The organism is Rhizobacter sp. P1_G5, from assembly GCF_056405435.1.
This window is the reverse complement of the sequence record NZ_JBFUCB010000660.1, coordinates 1-3,223: the sequence shown is the minus strand read 5'-3', so window position 1 is coordinate 3,223 and position 3,223 is coordinate 1. Positions and strand designations below refer to the sequence as shown.

Annotated in this window: 1 protein-coding gene and 2 pseudogenes; all 3 read left to right on the top strand. The window is 68.4% G+C overall.

Annotation, left to right across the window (positions count from 1 at the left end; genetic code table 11):
* Positions 1-17 precede the first annotated feature (17 nt).
* Positions 18-257 (top strand): annotated as a pseudogene (locus AC1D12_RS29010) (hypothetical protein); the annotation flags it as partial.
* Positions 258-299: 42 nt separating this feature from the next.
* Positions 300-1,580, top strand: a complete 1,281-nt coding sequence (locus AC1D12_RS29005; RefSeq protein ID WP_477844601.1) for a hypothetical protein — start codon at positions 300-302, stop codon at positions 1,578-1,580.
* Positions 1,577-3,223: pseudogene (locus tag AC1D12_RS29000) on the top strand (hypothetical protein); the annotation flags it as partial. The gene AC1D12_RS29005 and the pseudogene AC1D12_RS29000, both read left to right, overlap by 4 nt.

The window sequence follows — 3,223 nt, the reverse complement described above, 5'->3', positions numbered from 1 at the left end:
TCAACACCGAGCTGGGCGTGAAGTCGGCGGTGCTGTCGGGCACGGGGCAGGCGCCCTCGGGCAGCCTGAGCGCCATCGACTTCGGCAGCGTGGCCGTCGGCAGCGCGCCGACACTGACTTCGACGCTCGCTAACACCGGCGTCGGCCCGCTGAGCATGACGGTGCCGGCAGCGGCATCGGTCAGCGGTACCGACTTCGGTTTTGTCTCGACGACCTGCGGTAGCTCGCTGGCGGTGGGCGGCAACTGTGCAATCACCGTGCGCTTCCAGCCGACAGCCAACGCGGCACGCAGCGGCAGCGTGAGCATCGGCACGGGGGCGGGGACGCTGTCTGCGGCCCTGAACGGCACGGGCCTGCAATCGGTGATCGCGGTGACTGGCAATGGCGCCGCTGGCCTGACGGCGCAGAAGGGCGGTGCAGCGGGTAGCGGCACGGTGACCTTCACGAACAGCGGCAACCAGGCGGCGACGCTCACGATGTCGGGCCTGAGCGCACCTTACTCGGTGAGCCCGGCAAGCTGCGCGGCGCCTGCGGGAGGTACCTGCGCCGTGACGGTGTCGATGGCTACGAGTGGCGCGCTTGGCGCGCAAGGCAGCCAGATCCTGGTGGCCACGGGTGGCACGACCGGTGCGGTGTCGGCCGCCGTCGCGGGCACGGTGTACGGCTCGAATGTCTATCTTTCGGCTAACAACGCCTCGGCGCTCAGTGCATCGAAGGGCGGCGCTTCCGCGAGTGGCACTGTGAGCTTCTTCAACAGCGGCAACCAGGCCGCCACGTTGACGATGTCCGGTCTCAGCGGCGCGTACTCGGTGGCCCCTGGCAGCTGCAACATCGATCCGGGCACGGCGTGCACGGTGACGGTCACGATGAGTTCGGCCGGCCCCATCGGCTCGCAAGGTGCCCAGACGTTGATCGCCACGGGCAGCACCAACGGAGCTGCATCGGCGGCGGTATCGGGCACGGTGACGGGCTCAGTCTCGACGCTCGCGATCAACAGCCTGGCCTATGGCACGGTGAACCAGAACTCGGCGGCGCCGCAGAACATCATCAGCTGGCGCAACGACGGCAACGTGCCGATGACGTTGACCGGGCTGTCGAACCTGCCCGCCGTGCTGAGCTTGGGCGTCAACAGCTGTACCAACGTGGCGCCGGGCCTCACCTGCAACATGGTGGTGCAGTTGGCCACGGGCACGCTGACGAGCTTCAACCAGACGGTGAGCACGGTGGGCGCGACGGTGAACGGTTCAGTCACCGCGAGCGGCACGGTGCAGACCGTTCCCGGGGCGCTGTTCAACCTGAGCACGGCGGCGACGTCAACGACCACGTACACGACGACCACGCTGACGGTGGCCAACCCGTACAGCGCGGCGCAGACGATCACGGCGGCGACCCAGAGCGATGCGGGCACGCCTGGCACGAGCACCTGCACCGTGGGCGGCAGCGTGGCCGCGTCACCGGGGAGTTGCACCTTCCAGTGGGTCTACGACCGATGCACCGCGCGCACGGTGAACTTCAGCGTGAAGAACGCGTTTGGCACGGCAACGACGAGCAAGGCGATCGTGAAGGGGACCTGCCTGTGAAGATCACGCAAAAGAAGAACCTGTTCGCAGCAATCGTGTGGGTGGTGGCGATGGTGGCGGTGAGCTCCGCCCATGCGCAGGCCCAGCTGCCCGCAGCACAAGCGGTGGCCGACCCGTTCAACTACACCCGCACGACGAGCACCACCTACCGGGCCGACGGCCTGGTGGACACCGAGACGGTCGAGCCGAACGATCCGCAGCGCTGTGTGGTGACGACGTACAGCTACGACTCGCGTGGCAACCGCACCGGCTCGCAGGTGGCGAATTGCAGTGGTGCCACTGGCGACGCCGTGTTCACCCCGCGCAGCAGCGGCGCCGCCTATGGCGCGCAGACGCTGGTGATCAACGGCGTGACCGTGCAGGTCCAGCCGAACACCCAGGTGAGCAGCAGCACCAACGCCAAGGGCCAGGTGACGCAGCAGACGGTGGACCCGCGCTTCGGCACGGTGCTGAGCACAACCGAGCCGAACGGGCTGACCGCGCGCAGGGAAGTCGACGACCAGGGGCGCACGACGCGCGAGATCCATCCTGATGGCACGCGGGTGGTCACGGCCTACTGCCTCATCGCCGGCCGCGTGAACCCGGCCGGAGACACCTCGAGCAACAGCCCGACCTGCCCGAGCCCGGGCGCGGCCGAGATCCCGGCCGATGCGTTGGAGTTCACACACGTGGAGCCGCGCGATGCGAGCGGCACCGAAGGCGTCAAGAACGGCGCATTCACCCGCAAGTATGTGGACCGCGCAGGCCGGGTGCTGCGGCAAGTCACCGAGGCCTTCGACGGATCCACGCAACCCGGCGGAGCGAACCGGGTGATCGTCACCGACACCGAGTACGGCGACCTCGGTCAGGTGGTGCTGCAGACGCAGCCGTACTTCCTGGACAGCGGGTCGTCGACGAGCGCGGGCAGCGGCGATGTGGGGCTCACGCGCACCGAGTACGACGTACTGGGCCGGGTGCTGCGCATCTACACCGCCGACAACCAGGGCAGCCAACCGAGCGTGAGCTTCGGTGCCCGCGGCAGCCGCAAGGCGAGGCTGTCGAGCACGGCGTATGGCGCGCTGGTGGTCAGCGCCACCGACGACCAGGGCCGCACGCGGCGCGAGGAGAGCAGCGTCGAAGGCCGCACGATCCGCATCACCGACCCGCTGGGCGCGCAGATCGTTCACCAGCACGACGCGTTCGGCAACCTGGTGGCGACGAAGGATGCCCTGCAGAACACGGTGCAGATCGCCTACGACGTGCGGGGCAACAAGCTCAAGCTGACCGACCCGGACGCCGGGGTGATCGAGTACCGCTACGACGCGCTGGGCCAGGTGGTGCGGCAGCAGAACCCGCTGCAGGCGCAGCGTGGCGGGCAGACGACGATGCAGTACGACATGCTCGGCCGGATGACGCTGCGCAGCGAGCCGGAGTACCAGAGCACCTGGACCTACGACAACTGCACGATGGGCATCGGCAAGCTGTGCGCGACGAGCGCCAGCACCGACATGAGCCAGCAGTGGGTGTACGACAGCCTGGGGCGGCTCATCAGCAACCGCACGACGGTGGCGAACGGGCCGAGTTTTGCGAGTTCGCTGAGCTATGACGCGAATGGCCGGCAGGCAACGCAGACCTGGCCGACCGGGCTGACGGTGAACTACGGC